Origin of the sequence: Mycoplasma anserisalpingitidis, assembly GCF_007859615.1 — a bacterium.
GTDB classification, from domain to species: Bacteria; Bacillota_I; Bacilli_A; order Mycoplasmatales; family Metamycoplasmataceae; genus Mycoplasmopsis; species Mycoplasmopsis anserisalpingitidis.
In genome coordinates this window covers 489784-511151 of sequence record NZ_CP042295.1, presented here as the reverse complement: position 1 = coordinate 511151, position 21368 = coordinate 489784, and the positions used below count along the sequence as shown (strand labels likewise).

General features: G+C 23.3%; 11 protein-coding genes. All 11 read right to left on the bottom strand.

Annotation, left to right across the window (positions count from 1 at the left end):
* Positions 1 to 31 precede the first annotated feature (31 nt).
* Positions 32 to 3811 (bottom strand): hypothetical protein, encoded by a 3780-nt coding sequence (locus tag FRW55_RS01980; RefSeq protein ID WP_146368511.1) that lies wholly within the window; start codon positions 3809 to 3811, stop codon positions 32 to 34.
* 129 nt (positions 3812 to 3940) lie between these two features.
* On the bottom strand, positions 3941 to 4792 hold the full coding sequence (locus FRW55_RS01975; protein WP_146368504.1) for a hypothetical protein: 852 nt from the start codon (positions 4790 to 4792) through the stop codon (positions 3941 to 3943).
* A 52-nt stretch (positions 4793 to 4844) separates the two neighbouring features.
* Positions 4845 to 5480 carry a hypothetical protein gene (locus FRW55_RS01970; RefSeq protein WP_146368503.1) on the bottom strand — a complete coding sequence of 212 codons (636 nt, stop codon included), beginning with the start codon at positions 5478 to 5480 and terminating at the stop codon, positions 4845 to 4847.
* Between the two features lie 1050 nt (positions 5481 to 6530).
* Positions 6531 to 9323, bottom strand: a complete 2793-nt coding sequence (locus tag FRW55_RS01965; protein WP_146368502.1) for a transglutaminase-like domain-containing protein — start codon at positions 9321 to 9323, stop codon at positions 6531 to 6533.
* Positions 9324 to 9519: 196 nt separating this feature from the next.
* Positions 9520 to 10701 (bottom strand): IS30 family transposase, encoded by a 1182-nt coding sequence (locus FRW55_RS01960; protein ID WP_162848276.1) that lies wholly within the window; start codon positions 10699 to 10701, stop codon positions 9520 to 9522.
* 333 nt (positions 10702 to 11034) lie between these two features.
* Complete coding sequence (locus tag FRW55_RS01955) at positions 11035 to 12039, bottom strand: ATP-binding protein (RefSeq protein ID WP_162848275.1); 1005 nt, start codon at positions 12037 to 12039, stop codon at positions 11035 to 11037.
* Between the two features lie 232 nt (positions 12040 to 12271).
* On the bottom strand, positions 12272 to 12580 hold the full coding sequence (locus tag FRW55_RS01950) for a hypothetical protein (RefSeq protein WP_146368508.1): 309 nt from the start codon (positions 12578 to 12580) through the stop codon (positions 12272 to 12274).
* A gap of 176 nt (positions 12581 to 12756) precedes the next feature.
* On the bottom strand, positions 12757 to 13296 hold the full coding sequence (locus tag FRW55_RS01945; protein ID WP_146368507.1) for a hypothetical protein: 540 nt from the start codon (positions 13294 to 13296) through the stop codon (positions 12757 to 12759).
* A gap of 305 nt (positions 13297 to 13601) precedes the next feature.
* Positions 13602 to 16394 (bottom strand): transglutaminase domain-containing protein, encoded by a 2793-nt coding sequence (locus FRW55_RS01940; RefSeq protein ID WP_146368506.1) that lies wholly within the window; start codon positions 16392 to 16394, stop codon positions 13602 to 13604.
* 174 nt (positions 16395 to 16568) lie between these two features.
* Positions 16569 to 20351: a hypothetical protein gene (locus FRW55_RS01935; RefSeq protein WP_146368505.1), complete on the bottom strand. Its 3783-nt coding sequence runs from the start codon at positions 20349 to 20351 to the stop codon at positions 16569 to 16571.
* 129 nt (positions 20352 to 20480) lie between these two features.
* Entirely contained in the window at positions 20481 to 21332 is an 852-nt protein-coding gene (locus tag FRW55_RS01930) for a hypothetical protein (protein ID WP_146368504.1), read from the bottom strand.
* Positions 21333 to 21368 lie beyond the last annotated feature (36 nt).

Below are 21368 nucleotides of genomic sequence, written 5' to 3'. Positions count from 1 at the left end.
CTTAAAAAAACAAAAGAAAAAAAAGCAATTTTTATTGCTTTCTGACTTCGTTTGGTGCAATGTGAGATAGAACTATAGAATGAGAGTTCAAGTTAATTTTAGAACCTGTTATTCTATATTCAATAATTTCTAATGGTAAATCTTGAATTTTTTGCATTTCATCTGGTAGTCTTCTCTCATATTGGGGGTCTAAAGAAATATTAGCTTTTATATTGGTTCCTTTTGAATAACCTCCTAAATTTAACTTACTTTCATTTAATGTTCCTGAATTACTTTCTTCTCTTAAGGTGATTGTATCTTGTGGTTCAGTTCATAATTGGAATTGATGTACAGAAACTAAATAAGCTTGATTTGAACTATCTACTAAAACAAAAATTTTTGAAGTTAAAAAGTACTTTTGTTGAATATCCTTTTGATAGTAAATATAATCAGTTTCTGGTGCGTATTCAAAATTATAGTCTTCCCATCAATTATTTTCATAACCATCACCACCCCTTGTGTATCTTACATAATATTTATCAATCGTATGTTCTTTTGCAGATTTATAAATTGAGGTTGAATTAAATGTTCCTGTAGATTGATTTAAATTAAATGAAAAGAATTTTGAATTTCCGTTTGAACTAAAATCATTAAACTTAGATGTAGTTCAATTAGATTTTTGACTAAGTGTAATTGTTGATAATTCTTTAGTAATCTTATTAGCTAAATTATATGAAATCGGAACAGCTTTATATACGATGTTCTTTTCAGCATAAGCATTAAATTTTGTTAACAATCCTCTTACTCTTAACTCATCAGTTTTATTACTTGTTTTGATAATAGAATCGAACTGTATCTTTCCATTGCTTGAGATTTTGTTAGTTAAATCAATGGTTTCGTTTAATGTTAGGTCATAGGGTGTTAAAAGTATATTTGAGTCAGCTGAAGTTATGTAAGACACAACTTGCGAAGGCGGGGTCACATTAGTACTTATACTATAATATTTGTTTCTTCAATCATCTCTTTCAGTAGTCATTGAAGATAATTGACTTTGTAAACTTCTTTTATCACTTTCTAACCTTGAAACTTGAGATTGTAATCTTGAAATTTCAGACGGATTAGAGGAAGTTAATAATTCTTGAATTCTTCTTTCTTTTTCAGCTACTAAAGCACTTTGTTTTTTGGTTTCTTCATTAGCGGTAGCTAATTTAGTTTCTAACTCTTGTACTTTAGTACCTTGATTTTTCTTAAGTTCACTATTCTCTGCTTCAAGTCTTTTTACATCTTCAGCTAATTTATCTTTTGAAGTTTTAGTTTCAGTTAATTGGTTTTTTAATAAAACTTCATAAGCATTTTTATCTTTGATTTGTTTTTCATAATTAGCTTTTGTTAATTCTTTAATTAACTCAACTAATTCAATATTGTAATCACTGATGTTGTCGTTTTGCGCTACTAAAGTGCTTAATTCTTTTGATTTTTCACTTTCAACACTTTGATTTAATTTGTTTTCAAGTTCAGTTTTTTGACTTGAATTTACTGAATTACTTAATAATTGAGTACCTTGTTCTCTTAATTCTTTGTATTTAGAAATTAATTGATCAAATTTATTGTCTTGTTCAGTAATTAAACTATTTTGTTTAGAAACTAAGTCATTCAATTCTTCAGAAGTAGCTTGGTTTTCAGCAGTTTTAACACTCAATTCATTCTCTAAAGCGTTTTTAGCAGCTTCAATTTGGTCTTTTTGAGTACCAAGTTCTTCAAGTTCAGCAACTTTATTAGCTATCTTTTTATCATAGTTTACTTTTAACACTTCATTAAGTTTATTGATGATATTTAATGATAATTCACTGTTATTTTTAATCTCTTCAGTAATTTTATCAATACTTTCTTCAGCACTAGTACTTGTTTCGCTACCAACTAAAGCACTTAATTCTTCTTTTGCACTACTTTCTTCCGAAATAACCAAGACTTCTTTAGCTTTAATTTTTAATAAATCAAGTTTATTATTAACTTTAGCTAATTCATCTTTTTGAGAAGTTAAAAATGCTTTATTAGAAAATTTTAAGTCTTCTAATTCAGTTTTTGTGCTTATTAACTCTTCATTAGTAGATGCTAAATTAGTTGTTAAAGTTTCTTTTTCTGCTTCTAATTCTGCAATTTGTTCTTGATATTGACTAATTAAACTTTCTTTTGTAGCAATATTTGTTTTCATTGTTTCAATAGTGCTATTCAATCTCTCAATTTCAGTATTTAATTTAACAATTTCTCCTTCAAGCGGTAAAACTCTACTTTGTTGATAATTGAAAATTAAGTCTGAAATAAGTGCTAAAGCACTATTAGCAATATCTGAATATTTCTCTACAAATTCTGGATCAGTTGATTCAAGAATGGTATTTAAGATAACATCATATTGTTCTTTAAGCGGATTAACTAATTCACTATTATCAGCACTATCATTCTCTAAAGAAGTAATTACAGTTTCTAAAACAGAATTTACTTGAATTAAAGAATCAATTAACTTGTCTTTAAGTTTTTGATTTAAATCAGTGATTGTTGAATCAAAATTATTGATTTTTTCTTCTGCTAAAGATAATTCACGGTTTAATTCTTCAATTTTAGCTAAGTTCTTATTATTCTCAATTTGTAAGTCATTGTATTCCTGTGATTTTTTAGCATATTCAGCAAGTTGTTTAGTATATTTAGCAAATGCTTGCTCAAAATCTTTATTAGCAAGTGAGTCGAATTCATCTAAAAAGATCTTGTTTTTAATTCCAAAACTCTTAATGTTGATACTTGTAAAGTCCTCTACTCTTTTACTTTCAAGTGCTTTTTCATAATCTAATTTAGCTTGTTCAATCGCAACAGTTAATTCAATTTTATAGTTATTAATATCAGAAATTAAGTTGTTAGCACTTGATTTAATATTATTTGCAAATTCTTCAGACGCATATTGAGAATAATCCTTATTAAGATAAACACTAACTTTATCTCTTAAATTAAGTAAGTACTCAATTTGATTTTCTGATGCTTCTAAAATTTGTTTAATTAAACCTTTAGCATTTTCAAATGCTGATGCAAGTTGTTTTTCCTTTTCTGCAATAGTATCTTTCTTGTTAGCAATTTCATTAGTTAATTCTGCAACAAGATTGAAGTATTGTTTATTAATAACACTTTCACTTGAATTAATTCTATTTACTAACTCAGTAATGTCTTCAAGAGAATTTACAGGCATATTTTCAATTAACGCCTGTTTAGCATTTAACTCTTTTAAGAATTCATCAACATAATTTTGTGTGGTTTCTGAATTAGTTTCAATTCTTAAGACACTAAGCTGTTGTTTAAGTTCATTTAATCTAATACTATATTGTTCTTTTGAACTAATAACATTATTTTTAAATAATTCAATTTCCTCTTCAAAACTTAATTCAGGTTTTTCATTTTCTTCAGGATTAATTGAAGGTTCAAAACGATTATCATCAGAATTTAATTTCTTATTTAAATCACTAATTTTACTTAAATAGTTAGCAGTTGTGCTTTTTCAAGCATTACGTGAACGATCATATTGAGCTTGTAAAGTTTCAAGACGTTGTTTCAATGAGTTTAATTCAGCAGTTAATTCTTCTTTTTCTTTAATCAATTGTTTATTTTGTTGTTCAAGATCATTAATTTTAAGTTTAAGTAATACAATTTCAGTTTCCTGTTTTCTAACGGTTTTTGCTGAGGAACAATATTGTGCTGTTGAAGCAATAAAACCAACAGATAATGCTGTTAAAGCAACTCCACCACCGACAATAAGTCATTTCTTTTTATTTTTTGGTAATTGTAAATTCATTTATATATTCCTTTCTAAGATATTATATATTAAAAGTGGAAATATTTTCATATGATTTGAAAAATAAAATTTTAACAATAATTTTCTTAAATATTTGTGCTTGATGCAAAACACTTCCTTTTATTGTCTTTAATTTAATGATTTCTTTAACAATCTAATAAATGAATTTTCGTATTTAGTTTTTGTTAAATTTTCAATTGATTTTAATTGATTTAAACAATCATTAATTAAGACAAGCATTTTATTCGGATAAGGTAAATTTTTAACATTTTTAACAATTTCTTCAACTTTATATCAATTTTTTTCTGTAAATTTATAACCATTAGCTAATTTATAAATATATGTAAGAAATCAGTTTATTAAATTATCCTTAGGTAGATTATTAAAATCAACAATTTCATCAATAAATGGAATGGAATGACTTTCATTTGTTAAATCAGTATATGTACTGAAGAAAATAATAATGTTTTTGCTTATATTATTTAACTCTTCATTTAATAATTTGATTATTTTTTCATTTTCTAAATTCAAATTATTAAAGTTTTCTACAATAACAACTACTTTTTCATTAGTATTTAACTCTTTAATCTCTTCAATCAATTTTTCTAAATTAGTAATTGAATTTTCAGCGTTTTTACCTAAAACATTTTTAAAATCTACAGTATAGAAACTATTAAAATGACTTAAATTAGGTCAAAGGACATAAATCAATTCACAAAAAACTAATTTATCCTTAGAAGCAACTAAATATTTATTTTTTTCTTTATTCTTAAAATTTAAAACAACACTTTTAATTAAATTATTAATCTCTTGTGAATATGAAAAACCTCTATATTTCTCTTGAAAAACAATTAATTTTTTTAGAAAATTATTATCTTGATTATAAGTTTTAATTGTAGTTGGATTTTGAGAATTATCTTCTATTGTTAAGTCTAATATCTGTTTTGTTAAAAATTCAATTTCCTTTTGATATTTACTCATATATTCCTTTTTTACATAAAAAATAACTGTATATGAATACAGTTATGACTTATTATCTTAATTTAAGAATTTCCTTGATTTTCTCTTCATCATAAAGTTTATAAAAGTTATTTTTACTACACTTAAATTTTAACTTAAACTTTATATTATTCAAACTTGCACAACCTTTTTTATTAAAGCAATCTGTTTTAAATTTTGAAATTACTGACTCAGCTTTTGCGGTTCTGTTTTCAAAATGTGATTTTAATTCAGGTGTTTTAAGTAAAAAGTTATATGCCTTAATCAAATCATAAAATAAAATTTCTGACTTTAATTCTTTAATTTTATTCAATAACTCAGAAATAATTTTTAATAAGATATCATAATCTTGAACTTCTAAAGCATTTAGAATTTGTTTAAAAATTTCATTGTAATCAACGTATTGACCTAAATAAGTTCAACGTTTATAATTCTTAGAACTTTTTCAACGTTTATCATAACTAAAAATGTTTAGAAAGTACTTTTTTAAGTGATATCAGTCATAAATCAGTGTGAAATTGTTATTAACACACATATTTTTGAAAATTCTTGCACCGTCGCAAAATAAATAGATTTTGGAATTATTTTTATCATAATTAAAATGTTCTTCCAAAATATTTTCAATTAATTTTAATGACTCAAATTTTGATGCAACAATATTAGAAATCATTAGAGCTAACGCAAATCTTTTTGAAATATTACATTTAAAATATCATCTCGAAAACTTTAACGATGAATTTTGTTTTGATAATTCAGATTATGGATTTACAAAAGAAGTTTATGATTTTTTTATCAAAAAAGTTATAAGTATATTTAATAGGCAAATATTAAATGTTTTTACTCATTCATTTGATTTTTTTGATAATTTATATTTTATAGATAAATATATTTCTGATTTTCTTAAATCCTTAAATGAATTTATTTTACTTACAGAAACAGAATATTATAGTAAGTTCATAATCGAATTAAACGAATTATTAGAATTATTAAAAAACAGAAATAATTCTTTAATACATTTTTTCAATATGAGATAGTTAAATTATATTGCTTAAACAATTAATAGAAGAAGGATATATAACAAGATATGGTAAGGGAAAAGCTACATTTTATGTTAAGAAATAAAATACCTTAAATTATTAGTTGTTTTAAAAGGTAAAACAAGACTATGTTAAAGCATCTACTTTTATAGTAGATGTTTTTTATACATAAAAGCAGGAGAAATGCGAATAGGAATATTAAGCAATTCGATACCTTTTTTCATATTTGAATGTTTTTTAGTAATGTTGTAAGTATTAATTATCGAAAATAATAATAAGAACTATCCTAAGACAATTAATTATTCAAGTTTTATATTGTTTACGTATAATTGCTAGCATATTTACCTATTTAAGTTCTGCTTTTAAATTAGTGCTATTTATCAAAATCAGAATTAAACAAAATAGATTTAATATGTTTTAATTGTGCTATAAAAATCTAAAAGTCAGCACAATAAAAACAAAAATAAATATATTAGATAATGATTTTTGTGTTATAATAAATATGTAATTTTTCAAAATGTGATAAAAATTGTTTGGATTTTTTGTTAGCTAATCTTATTCAAACTTTTAATTCTATTTTTTATAATCACAAAAGTAAAATTCTTCAATAACTCCTGTTAAAGCGGGAGTTTTATTTTTATTATTATTATTTAATTGAGACAAATAAAAACACCAAAAAGGTGTTAATATTGATTAGTTTTATATTGTTTTCTTAAAAGTGGAAGCATATTTTCTCATTTAAGTTCAGTTTCAGGATTAGTACTGTAATGAGTTGGTAGATCTACATAGTTATGAACATAATTACCATTTTCATCTTTGTTTAGATATTTTATGATTGTTGTGATATAGCTTAAGAAATCTAATCTAAACATAGTACGACTCCCACTATCTCTATCTAAAAATATCTCTTCTAAATTTAACTCACTATTAAAATTACTTCAGCTTTCGTAGTAGTCAGCAAAAGTTAAATCTACACTTACTCATTTATTATCAATAAATACTTCATTTCAAGCGTGTCCACCACTACTTACTAATGGATTTTGTGTGTCGCTAAACGTTTCACCTGTAATTATCCTTACTGGAATATTAAGTAGGGTAAGAGCTAATGAAAGATTTTGACTGTATCCATAGCATTGAAGCGTTCTATCAGTTTCAAAAAGTGAAGCAGGATTATAAAAATTATTACCGTCAGTATTAAAGCTTCTTTCAGTATTATTATACATATACATAACATTAGAATTGATATAAAAAGATAGTGCTAAAATGATTTGTTTTTGATTTCAATTTTTAGAGATAAATTTACTTAATAATTTTTCTCAATTTTTGCGTCATTGAATGAATTGCCTTCTTGTAGTTTCTTTATCTTCATAATTATCAAAATCGATACTACCATATTTGGTTTTGGTTAATTTATTAATACCGGGAAAATCATAATTTTTATCAATATTAATCTCTTTATAAACAAATTTATTTTTTAGTTTTAAACCCCAAAGTGAATTCTGTTGAAAATCAGAAAAATAATTAGGTTGTTCAGTAAGTAAATCATAAATAATAGGTCGCGAAACTTCAGCACTATCAATGCTATTATTTAAATATTTTTTGTATAAATCAAAATCAAAATTATTTGGAATGTATGGATTATCACTAAAATTAATTTCTGAATTTCAGTCATTAATTTTGAAGTTATCTTCACCATAAATTTTTATTAATATTTCATAAAGATTTTTTAATATTTCATCTTCGTAAAAATCTCTTTTTCAGCCTATTACATTAATATAAAAGTTTTCATAATCTTTAAACTCGTTAGCAATAAATTCATTTTTAAAATCTTTATAGTGATTAAATGCGTTAACATTTTCTAAATTAATTTTACCGATTTTTTCATCATTGTTTATTACTCATAATCACTCATCATAATTTTTTAATCAACTAATGATATATTCACTATTTAATACAATAAGACCATATATACTATCTCGCATATATGGTAGTCTTCATTCAATGTTTTCAGCATTACCCGGATTTAATGTGTATTTTTTGTCTTTGGTAATAAATCATTGCATAGTATGTTCTTTAATAGCAAAATCAAAGTTGTTTTTGAAATATGTTAAACGTTCGACAATCAAAGGGAAGAAATTACCCTTGCTAAAATAATCAATATAATTTTGTATTGTTTTAATAATGTAAATATCAAAATTACTATTTTGTTCATTTCTAAAATCATTGAATATTTTTTTAATTTCATTAGTATCATCTTCTGTAGGAAGATATCTTAATTTAAGATCTTTTACAAATAAAGAATGTTTATTTATTAGATCAATAAATTTGTTAATATCACTGTAAAAGCTTTTTAGATGTTCAAAAGAATTTTTTTGATAAATATCATAATTATTTACAAATTCATAGTTAAATTCTTTAATAATACTATCAACAATAATATTTGATGTTTCCTCGTAAACTTTATTTACTAATAAAGATTTATTTAATAAATTATGAGTTGGTTTAGTATATTTATTGAAATATAAAAAAATATCTTCATAATATTTTTCAATATTATTCTTGTATTCTTTATTTAAATCTATTATTTGAGATATTAGTGTATCAATATCTTTTTTTGAATTAAATAAATTTTCTAATTTTCTTTTATAATCTCCTCTTAAATCTAGAGATGATTCATCATAATAATTTGATATTTGTACTCATTTTATATTTAAATCACTATTTTTTGCAAATTGTTCATCTAGAATATTTAATTTTTCTTCAGTTTTATTTGTTATATTATCATTGATTCGATTATGAAAACTTCAAGGAATATTTTTCAATTTATATAAGTTGTATTTAACTTTAATTGAAGGTTGTAATTCAGTTCAAGGTACTGTTTTGTTTTCTTTAGTCTTATCTTTATTTAATATATGTAGTGTTGTTGGAATAATTAAAGCAGATGAAACTGCTATAAATCCTAAAACAGAACTAGCAATTATTAAAATAAATTTAGTTTTTTTGCTTATTTTTTTTGAACTTAAATTTATGTTTGATTTTAATAAATTATTAAAGACTTTTATAGTTTGATCAACAATCTTGCAATATTCTTTATATTCTTTTTCTTCTTTGAATAAAAGAACTGAATTTACAAGAAAATTAAATTCATTAATTTTTTTCTTTAACTTATCTGATTGAGTATTTTTATTAATTGTTTTTTGTAATTTAGTAAAACTGTAGTCAATTAAATGCTTAAATTTTAGTAAGTTTATTTCTAAATATCCTAAAGAGTTTAATAATATTAAAAAATCAATTGATTGAATAAATAAATTTATATTAATCTTTTTATTATTTTTGTTTATTGATAACAAAATATCATCAAATTTTTCAATATCTATTTTCTTATCATTGATAAATTTTGTTTTATCAATCAAATTTAATAAATCTATAAAATTTCTGTAATTCTTTTTAATTTTTATATGTGCGAATAATCTCATAATTTAATTATATAATGCTTAAAAAAAAAAAAAAAAAGAAAAAAAATATGAAATAGAAAAGTCATTTAACAAAGCATTTTAATCAAAGTCCTTGAAGTACGTTAGTGCTTCAATTTATATAATTATAATGCTTTTTTATATAAAAAAGCACACCAAAAGAATCGGTCATGACCGATTTTTAAAATTTTTAGTAAAACTATTGATTAATGAGTGTTAAATATTCATTAATTCTTTTGCTCATCGCATAAATCTGTTTATTTGTGAATTTATCCATGGAAACACCTTTAGGAATAAATCTTCTAATGTGTCTGTGGATATTCTCTATTGAGCCTTTTTGATATGAACAATATGCATCACATTTAAATAAATTGTTGTTAGAAATAACTTCGTGCAAGCGCACGTTCTCGGAGCCATTATCAACAGTTAATGTTGTTATTTTTATTGAATTAATTTTAATCATTTTGAGTAAAGCATCTTTAACTGACTCAGAAGTTTTGCGTGCTAATATTACATAAAGTTTTCTAGTTTTTCTATCTAATAAAGTTACCAAACAATTCTTATCCTTGCTTTGTCCAATCACAGTGTCAAGCTCAAAATGACCTTCCTCTAATCTATGGTTGGCCTCATCAGGTCTTTGGTGAATACTAACAGCATTTTTAAGAGAACTTTTTTGAACTTTTTTAGTTTTTTTGTGATATTTTCCTACAGAAAGAAAGAGCAAAATATCTATAGATAAATTAAACTGATTTGACTTTAAGCACTTATATACAGCGCTAGGAGTAGGACAGAAACTGTTAGGAAATAGGTTCTTAAATTTATTAACAAGAGCTTTAGCTGAAACTTTGATTGCTCTTTTTGTAAAATCTTTATTGAATCTATTTTTCCTATAATAACTAACTTCAGATTTTCAAAATCTAATAAAATCTCTTCATTTATTTTGAATAGTCTTTGAATGAAGTCTTGTTCTTTTAGACTTATAAAGCATAAGATGTTCAGCAATTAATTGGAAATCAATGTAGTTTACATAATTAATATATTGATCACAGTTGCGACAAACTTTTTTATATTTCTTAACAAAATCACCCTGATTTGTTGTTGAAATTTTCAATAACTTTTTAATGGTGTGTGTTTGAAATCCAATCATTTCTGAAACTTGAGAAAAATTCTTTCCTTCTTTAAATAATCTTAGACATTCATTCAAATGAAGAATGTTCATTTGATTCGCTTTGAGTAATCTAGTATTTATAACTTTTGAATGAAGAATTCTGATTTCTTCTTCAGAATTTTTTATTAAATAATGGTTGTTTGGTAAGTGTTTTTCTTTAGTTTTAATACACACAACTTCTTTAAGAGAATTTTTAATATTTGCTATAATCATATTGGTTCCTTTCTTATTTTTTTGCACTATAATTTTACTAAAAGGACCAAAAATATAAAACAGTCATACAGCAATTGTTGTATGACTGTTCTTTTTTACGTTCTTAAGAAAAACGATTTTTGAGTATTTTCTAATTCTGCACATTTCTGTTTAACATCTATAGCACTTGATGCTATCTTTGATGTTAAAAGTATTTTTTATTGATAGATTTAGTGTTGTTAGATTTTTGAAGAGTTGTATTTTTGTTATTGAAATTAATCAAATAATTTAATCACCTTAAGTTTATTATAAAAATAAAAAATAACACAAAAACTAAAAAATATTGATTTTGTGTTATTTTTTTTCATAATTTAATATTTTTATTACTCACTTACCTTTTTTCTTTGAACCTTCCCTAATTAAAATTGATTTAGTTTGTAGTGAAGAAATTATTCTTTCAACTGTTCTAGTTGAAAGTCCTGTTAATTCTGAAAGCTTTAGTACTGTAATTTGTGAGTTGTTAGTAATGTAATTTAAAATTAATCTTTCATTATCCCTTAAGTTTAATAATGATTTATCAAAATAATTTGTTTTATTATTTTCTTCATTATTGTTAATTAAGTTTTCATCAAAATTTTCATTACTTTTAGCATTACCATTTATATTAAAAGGAATAATACACTTTATTGAACTATTACCAATTTTAATTGATTCTCTTCCATAAACACTAATTATTTTAGGAACACCATGCCCTGTATGTTCGGCTAATCCTAAATCAATGAAAACTCTCATTAAACTTGGATTCCTTGGTCTACTAATCCCATCAAAAAATTCATCTTCACTTAATCCAGATATCAATCCACCGTGAGAAACAATTTCAATTCTATTACTGTAAAATGAAATTTGTGGAGTTCCAATTGTTCAATCATTATGGATAATTGCGTTTAAAATTGCTTCATTTACTGAATCCATATCAAAAAGTGGAGTCTCTATTCTAGGTCTAACAGTTGTATCTAAAAAATTTGTATTTAGTGATTTAAGTCTATTTATAAGATTTTTGTACGCTGTAATTATACAAACATTACCTACGTCAACTCTTTGCGAAATAGAGGTTTTATCAATTCCATTAAATTTAACAAAAACTAATGATAAATTGTTTTTATCTGCTAGTAATTCTGCAAGAAGATTGTATTGATTAAGTGAATTTCTTAATGAAAGGTTCTTTTCAAAAGTATTGTTATCCAAATGCTTATTTTTCTCTTCATAATATATTTTAAGACTAGAGAATGTTAAATTATCATTCATTTTTTCTTTTAACTCCAAAATTTCTGATTCTATATAGCAATTATTATTAGTCATTTTAATATTATAGCAACATTTATATTTTTGACGGTTTAAATGTCGGTATAAATGACGGTATATTTTTATTCCTGTCGGGTTAAACATCTATTAATTTGCAAAACAACACTAAATTAATCAATTTATAATAGAAAATTACAATAATTCATTTTAAACCGTCATTTTAAATAGACATTTGTCGGTTTATTTGTCGGTATAAATGACGTATAAAGTATTATTTGGTTATTTTTCTTTAATGATATCTATGTTTTTTCTCAATAATGCTGTCTTGTTGATGTGAAAAAGCTTCTATTAATTTTTTATTTGTGATTTTTTGTTCACTTATTTTTTCAAATTTATTTCACTGCCCATTTCCATTTTTAAAAATAGTTGTTGTACCTTTTTCATCAATATAAATAGTATAAAATCAACCAGTTTTAAAAACTCTTTTATTCGAAAGTCAAAACTTAAATCTTTTATATTCAGAATTTTTAGGAAAACAGATTAATGATGAATTATCTGAATATGTTTCAATTTGTGTTGGTGTAATTTTTATTTTCATATTTCTCTTTTTATTTATTAATTTAATAGTTTTAATTTGTAAATTGGAAACATTTACATAATTATTATGCACTATTATAAAATTTAATAAAGTTAAATAATTTATGTAAAGAAAAACACCGAAATGGTGTTGTTATTATTCATTTTTGTTTTATTTATATGCCTGATTTACATTTACTAGACTAAAATTTCTTTAAATTCATTAAATTCTGTCGGAACATACTTATACAACACATCTTTTGAACAAAACTCTTTAGCTTTCTTAATAACTAAATCATTAAATCACTCTCAATTGACTTTAATTTCTTCTCTTCCGTTATTTTTAACAATTTCTTTAGCTAAATTTAGAAAATGTAATCTAAATAAATGTTCAATATTTTCTAGTACAAAATCTTTTTGATATTCAAAGAGTGCACGTTTTAGCAATTGGTCAAAGTTATCATAAGTACCGTCAAATAAAATTTCATTGATTTTAGATTCTAATTCTGGAACTAGTTTAAAAATTTCATGTCTTCGTCTTGGTATATTCTTTGAAGCTATTTCTTCAACAAGTTCTTCGACAGATATTTTTTCATTTTCATTTCTTGAGTAATAAAAAACATTATTAAATGTAAAACGTCCTATATCTTCAATACCAGTAAATGCATTATCCTGTATTTTGCTTTCATAGTCATAAATAGCATAATCTATTTTGCTTAAAAAATCTTTATGTTTCATTTTCTCCTTTTGAGTCTTCAACTTTATTTGTAAATGGAAACATTTACATAATTATTATGCACTATTATTTAATTTAATGAATGAAATAATTAATGCAAATAAAAAACACCAAAGCAATTTGCAATGATGTTTTAAAATAATTTTTTGTCAACTTTCGTTGTCCTAGTTTAAAATGGTGTTAATATTGATTAGTTTTGTATTGTTGTCTTAAAAGTGGAAGCATATTTTCTCATTTAAGCTCAGTTTCAGGATTAGTACTGTAATGAGTTGGTAATTCAATATAATTGTGCACATAATTACCGGTGTTAATATTGATTAGTTTTGTATTGTTGTCTTAAAAGTGGAAGCATATTTTCTCATTTAAGCTCAGTTTCAGGATTAGTACTGTAATGAGTTGGTAATTCAATATAATTGTGCACATAATTACCATTTTCATCTTTATTTAGGTATTTAATGATTGTTGTGATATAGCTTATATATTTTAATCTAAACATTGTACGACTTCCACTATCTCTGTTCAGAAATATCTCTTCTAAATTTAACTCACTATTAAAATTACTTCAGCTTTCTTGGTAGTCTGCAAAAGTTAAATCTACACTTACTCATTTATTATCAATAAATACTTCATTTCAAGCGTGTCCCCCGCTGCTTACTAATGGATTTTGTATATCATCAAATATATAACCACTAATTATTCTAACTGGAATATTAAGTAGTGTTAGTGCTAGAGAGAGATTTTGACTATATCCATAGCATTTAAGTGTTCTATCAGTTTCAAAAAGTGAAGCAGGATTATAAAAATTATTTCCATCCGTATTAAAACTAAAAGGAATATTATTATACATATACATTACATTAGATGTAATATAAAATGAAAGTGCTAGAATAATTTGTTTTTTATTTCAATTTTTAGAAATATATTTAGATAAAAGAGTTTCTCAATTCTTACGTCATAATATAAGTTGATCTATTATATTTTTCCTATTTTCATTGTATTTTTCTTCAATTCATCCATCATTATCTAAAAATAATTTATTAATATATGGAAAATCAAAAGTATCATCTTCATTTTTCTCTTTACTAAAATATTGATTGTTTACTTTTAACGTATATAGTGGAAGTTGATAAAAATTGCTGAAAAAATTAGGTTGTTCAGTTAGTAAATCATAAATAATAGTACGAGTATATTCAACTTGTTTTATTGTATTATTTATATATTTTCTATATAAATTAAAATCAAAATTAATTGGAATGTATGGATTATCATTGAAATTAATTTCTGAATTTCAATCATTTATTTCAAAAGAATTTGCGTTGTAAATTTTCAATAATTCATTATATAAATTATTTAAAATAATCTTATTATCAACTTTATATTTTCAATCTGATACATTGATATTAAAGTTTTCATAATTCTTAAACTCATTAGCAATAAATTCATTTTTGAAGTCTTTATAATGATTGAAAGCTTTAACATTTTCTAAGTTAATTTCTCCGATTTTTTCTTCATCGTTAATTACTCATAATCACTCATCATAATTTTTTAACCAACTAATAATATATTCGCTATTTAATTTAATAAGTCCATATCTACTGTTCCGCATATATGGTAGTCTTCATTCAATATTTTCAGCATTACCCGGACTTAAAGTAAAATTTTTATCCTTAGTAATAAATCATTGCATAGTATGTTCTTTAATACCAAAATCAAAGTTGTTTTTGAAATATGTTAAACGTTCGACAATCAAAGGGAAGAAATTACCCTTGCTAAAATAATCAATATAATTTTGTATTGTTTTAGTAATGTAAATATCAAAATTGTTATTTTTATTATTTTTGAATTCATCAAATATTTTTACAATTTCTTCAATATTCTCTTCTGTTGGAATGTATCTTAATTTAAGATCTTTTATATCTAAAAAATGTTCATTAATTTTATCAATAAATGTATTTAAATCACTATAAAAGATTTTGAGATGTGCAAATGATGTTTTATCATAAATATCAAAATTATTTATGAAATTATAATTAAATTTTTTAATAATATTTTCAATAATAATATCAAATGATCTATCATAAACTTCATTAGCTTTTATAACTTTACTGAGTGAATTATCTATAGGTTTAATGTATTGGTTGAAATATAAATAGATTTCTTCATTATGTTTTTCTATATTATTCTTGTATTCATCGTTTAAATTATTTACTTGAATGATTAAAGTGTCGATATCTTTTTTTGAATTAAATAAATTTTCTAATTTCCTTTTGTAATTTTCTCTTAAATCCAAAGATGATTCGTCATAATATTTTGATATTTGTACTCATTTTACATTTAAATCACTATTTATTGCAAATTGTTCATCTAGAATATTTAATTTTTCTTCTGTTTTATTCGTTATATTATCATTGATTCTATTATGAAAACTTCAAGGAATATTTTTCAATTTATATAAGTTATATTTAACTTTAATTGAAGGTTGTAATTCAGTTCAAGGTACTGTTTTGTTTTCTTTAGATTCATCTTTATTTAATATATGTAGTGTTGTTGGAATAATTACAGCAGATGAAACTGCTATAAATCCTGAAATAGAACCAGTAATTATTAAAATTAATTTAGTTTTTTTGCTTATTTTTTTTGAACTTAAATTTATGTTTGATTTTAATAAATTATTAAATGCTTTTATAGTTTGATCAACAATCTTACAATATTCTTTATATTCTTTTTCTTCTTTGAATAAAAGAACTGAATTTACCAGAAAATTAAATTCATTAATTTTTTTCTTTAACTTATCTGATTGAGTATTTTTATTAATTGTTTTTTGTAATTTAGTAAAACTATAATCAATTAAAATCTTAAACTTAAATAGGTTTATATCCAAGTATCCTAAAGAATTTAATATCAATAAAAGATCCATTGATTGAATAAATAAATCTATATTAATTTTCTTCTTATTTTTGTTTATTAATAACAAAACATTATCAAATTTTTCAATATCTATTTTCTTATCATTAATAAATTTTGTTTTATCAATTAAGTTTAATATGTTTATAAACTCAATATAATTTTTCTTAATTTTTGTACGTGCGAATATTCTCATAATGTAATTATATAATGTCAATATCTATTTTCTTATCATTAATAAATTTTGTTTTATCAATTAAGTTTAATATGTTTATAAACTCAATATAATTTTTCTTAATTTTTGTACGTGCGAATATTCTCATAATGTAATTATATAATGTTTAAAAAAAACAAAAGAAAAAAGCAATTTTTATCGCTTTTCGTTAATAGAAATGTGTGATAACACAATTGAATTTGAGTTAAGTCTCATATTTGGGGTGTTTATTCTATATTCAATTCTTGTGAGTGGTAAATCATTGATTTGAGAGTATAAATCTCTTATTCTTTTCTCTTCTGGATAGAATTTGAAATTTGTTGGTTTTAAGTCTTGACCTTGCTTATATTCTCCGTGAGTTAATTTATCACTATCATATTTTGTACCTAATGATCTTAAAGTTATAGTTTTATTATATGAAGAATTTTTGGAAGTAAATGTATAGCACATACCAATATATGATTTTTGACTTGGTGAATCTGTAATTATCAATAATTGTTGATTAATTCTATAGTTTTGTTGTTCATTGATTTGGTAATAAATATAGTTAGTTTTTGGGTTGAACCTATAATCTTGTTTATCTCCAGAATCATAATTTAGCCCCGGTTGAAATTGTCATTCAGAATTAGTGAATTGTTTATCTGATTTATAAATAGAAGTTGAATTAAAGGTACCTGATACATATCCTAGATCTAAACAAAACATTTCACTTTTGAACATTTGTTTAAAATCATCAAATTTATTGGTATTAATTTTTGAGTCTTTTGTTAATGTGATAGTTGATAAATTTTTAGTGAGTTTTTTAGCTTGAGTATATGAAATTTCTTCAAATTTATAAATTGAGTTAGTCCCAAAGTGAAATCCAAAATTTTTAAGTATTTTTTCTTGGATTTCTTTATCTTTTTGATTTTTAGTAAGAATTATGTAATTATTAAATCCTGCTTCCCCTTGAAGTAAATCTTTAACAACTAATTGAACTTCTTGACTTAAAGTCATATTATATGGTGTGGTAATCAATTTGTTGGTTGAATCTGATTCAACAGGACTAGATATTACTGAATCATCTTGTTCTATTTTATCTGGTCTACCGATTAAATCTTTATATCTCATTTCTCAATAATTTCTACTGGTAGTCATAGAAGCTAATTGAGATTGTAAGCTATTTTTATCTGACTCTAATGTTCTGATTTGTGATTGTAAAGTAGAAATTTGTGAAGAGTAAGAACTATTTAATCTTGATAATCTTTGAATTTCTTTTTCTTTTTCAGCAACTAAAGTACTTTGTTTTCTAGTTTCTTCATTAGCAGTAGCTAATTTAGTTTCTAACTCTTGTACTTTAGTACCTTGATTTTTCTTAAGCTCGCTATTCTCTGCTTCAAGTTTTTTAACTTCTTCATCTAATTTATCTTTTGAAGCTTGAGTTTCAGTTAATTGGTTTTTTAATAAAACTTCATAAGCATTTTTATCTTTGATTTGTTTTTCATAATTAACTTTTGTTAATTCTTTAATTAACTCAACTAATCCAATATTATAATCACTGATATTGTTGTTTTGAGAAACTAAAGTACTTAATTCTTTTGATTTTTCACTTTCTACACTTTGACTTAATTTGTTTTCAAGTTCAGTTTTTTGACTTGAATTTTCAGAATTACTTAATAATTCAGTTGCTTGTTCTCTTAATTCTTTGTATTTAGAAATTAATTGATCAAATTTGTTTCCTTGTTCAGTAATTAAATCATTTTGTTTAGAAACTAAGTCTTTCAATTCTTCTGAAGTAGCTTGGTTTTCAGCAGTTTTAACACTCAATTCATTCTCTAAAGAGCTTTTAGAAGCTTCAATTTGGTCTTTTTGAGTACCAAGTTCTTCAAGTTCAGCAACTTTATCAGCTATCTTTTTATCATAGTTTACTTTTAACACTTCATTAAGTTTATTGATGATGTTTAATGATAATTCACTGTTATTTTTAATCTCTTCAGTAATTTTATCAATACTTTCTTCAACATTAGTACTTGTTTCACTATCAACTAAAGCACTTAATTCTTCTTTTGCGCTACTTTCTTCTGAAATAGCTAAAATTTCTTTAGCTTTAGTTTTTAATAAATCAAGTTTATTATTAACTTTAGCTAATTCATCTTTTTGAGAAATTAAAAATGTTTGATTAGAAAATTTTAAGTCTTCTAATTCAGTTTTTGTGTTTTCTAATTCTTCATTAGCAGATGCTAAATTAGTTGTTAAAGTTTCTTTTTCAGTTTCTAATTCAGCAATTTGTTCTTGGTATTGACTAATTAAACTTTCTTTTGTAGCAATGTTTGTTTTCATTGTTTCAATAGTGCTATTCAATCTCTCAATTTCAGTATTTAATTTAACAATTTCTCCTTCAAGCGGTAAAACTCTACTTTGTTGATAATTGAAAATTAAGTCTGAAATAAGTGCTAAAGCACTATTAGCAATATCTGAATATTTCTCTACAAATTCTGGATCAGTTGATTCAAGAATGGTATTTAAGATAACATCATATTGTTCTTTAAGCGGATTAACTAATTCACTATTATCAGCACTATCATTCTCTAAAGAAGTAATTACAGTTTCTAAAACAGAATTTACTTGAATTAAAGAATCAATTAACTTGTCTTTAAGTTTTTGATTTAAATCAGTGATTGTTGAATCAAAATTATTGATTTTTTCTTCTGCTAAAGATAATTCACGGTTTAATTCTTCAATTTTAGCTAAGTTCTTATTATTCTCAATTTGTAAGTCATTGTATTCCTGTGATTTTTTAGCATATTCAGCAAGTTGTTTAGTATATTTAGCAAATGCTTGCTCAAAATCTTTATTAGCAAGTGAGTCGAATTCATCTAAAAAGATCTTGTTTTTAATTCCAAAACTCTTAATGTTGATACTTGTAAAGTCCTCTACTCTTTTACTTTCAAGTGCTTTTTCATAATCTAATTTAGCTTGTTCAATCGCAACAGTTAATTCAATTTTATAGTTATTAATATCAGAAATTAAGTTGTTAGCACTTGATTTAATATTATTTGCAAATTCTTCAGACGCATATTGAGAATAATCCTTATTAAGATAAACACTAACTTTATCTCTTAAATTAAGTAAGTACTCAATTTGATTTTCTGATGCTTCTAAAATTTGTTTAATTAAACCTTTAGCATTTTCAAATGCTGATGCAAGTTGTTTTTCCTTTTCTGCAATAGTATCTTTCTTGTTAGCAATTTCATTAGTTAATTCTGCAACAAGATTGAAGTATTGTTTATTAATAACACTTTCACTTGAATTAATTCTATTTACTAACTCAGTAATGTCTTCAAGAGAATTTACAGGCATATTTTCAATTAACGCCTGTTTAGCATTTAACTCTTTTAAGAATTCATCAACATAATTTTGTGTGGTTTCTGAATTAGTTTCAATTCTTAAGACACTAAGCTGTTGTTTAAGTTCATTTAATCTAATACTATATTGTTCTTTTGAACTAATAACATTATTTTTAAATAATTCAATTTCCTCTTCAAAACTTAATTCAGGTTTTTCATTTTCTTCAGGATTAATTGAAGGTTCAAAACGATTATCATCAGAATTTAATTTCTTATTTAAATCACTAATTTTACTTAAATAGTTAGCAGTTGTGCTTTTTCAAGCATTACGTGAACGATCATATTGAGCTTGTAAAGTTTCAAGACGTTGTTTCAATGAGTTTAATTCAGCAGTTAATTCTTCTTTTTCTTTAATCAATTGTTTATTTTGTTGTTCAAGATCATTAATTTTAAGTTTAAGTAATACAATTTCAGTTTCCTGTTTTCTAACGGTTTTTGCTGAGGAACAATATTGTGCTGTTGAAGCAATAAAACCAACAGATAATGCTGTTAAAGCAACTCCACCACCGACAATAAGTCATTTCTTTTTATTTTTTGGTAATTGTAAATTCATTTATATATTCCTTTCTAAGATATTATATATTAAAAGTGGAAATATTTTCATATGATTTGAAAAATAAAATTTTAACAATAATTTTCTTAAATATTTGTGCTTGATGCAAAACACTTCCTTTTATTGTCTTTAATTTAATGATTTCTTTAACAATCTAATAAATGAATTTTCGTATTTAGTTTTTGTTAAATTTTCAATTGATTTTAATTGATTTAAACAATCATTAATTAAGACAAGCATTTTATTCGGATAAGGTAAATTTTTAACATTTTTAACAATTTCTTCAACTTTATATCAATTTTTTTCTGTAAATTTATAACCATTAGCTAATTTATAAATATATGTAAGAAATCAGTTTATTAAATTATCCTTAGGTAGATTATTAAAATCAACAATTTCATCAATAAATGGAATGGAATGACTTTCATTTGTTAAATCAGTATATGTACTGAAGAAAATAATAATGTTTTTGCTTATATTATTTAACTCTTCATTTAATAATTTGATTATTTTTTCATTTTCTAAATTCAAATTATTAAAGTTTTCTACAATAACAACTACTTTTTCATTAGTATTTAACTCTTTAATCTCTTCAATCAATTTTTCTAAATTAGTAATTGAATTTTCAGCGTTTTTACCTAAAACATTTTTAAAATCTACAGTATAGAAACTATTAAAATGACTTAAATTAGGTCAAAGGACATAAATCAATTCACAAAAAACTAATTTATCCTTAGAAGCAACTAAATATTTATTTTTTTCTTTATTCTTAAAATTTAAAACAACACTTTTAATTAAATTATTAATCTCTTGTGAATATGAAAAACCTCTATATTTCTCTTGAAAAACAATTAATTTTTTTAGAAAATTATTATCTTGATTATAAGTTTTAATTGTAGTTGGATTTTGAGAATTATCTTCTATTGTTAAGTCTAATATCTGTTTTGTTAAAAATTCAATTTCCTTTTGATATTTACTCATATATTCCTTTTTTACATAAAAAATAACTGTATATGA